Source organism: Streptomyces monashensis, assembly GCF_001866665.1.
In the GTDB taxonomy this organism is placed as follows: Bacteria; Actinomycetota; Actinomycetes; order Streptomycetales; family Streptomycetaceae; genus Streptomyces; species Streptomyces monashensis.
Genome location: NZ_MLYO01000170.1, coordinates 1 through 263, shown reverse-complemented (window position 1 = coordinate 263; position 263 = coordinate 1). Strand labels below are relative to the sequence as shown.

Here is a 263-nt window from a genome sequence, read left to right as displayed (position 1 = left end):
CTGGTGTACGGCCCGGCGTTCCAGGGTTTGGCGGAGCTGTGGCGGGACGGCAGCAGCGCGTACGGGATCGTGCGCCTGCCCGAGGGTCTGAAGCCCGACGGCTACGGTGTCCATCCCGCCCTCCTCGACGCCGCCCTGCACACCTTGATGGGCGTGCGGGACGAGACGGACGGGCGCAAGCCGGTGTTCCTGCCCTTCGAGTGGACGGGCGTCGAGCTGTACGCCGCCGGCGCCACCGAACTGCGCGTACGACTCGACCTCGA

1 protein-coding gene is annotated in these 263 nt (G+C 71.1%); it reads left to right on the top strand.

The genetic code is table 11. The features are described 5' to 3' along the window. The coding region (locus BIV23_RS44960) for a polyketide synthase dehydratase domain-containing protein (RefSeq protein WP_143079280.1) at positions 1-263 on the top strand (263 nt) is incomplete at both ends.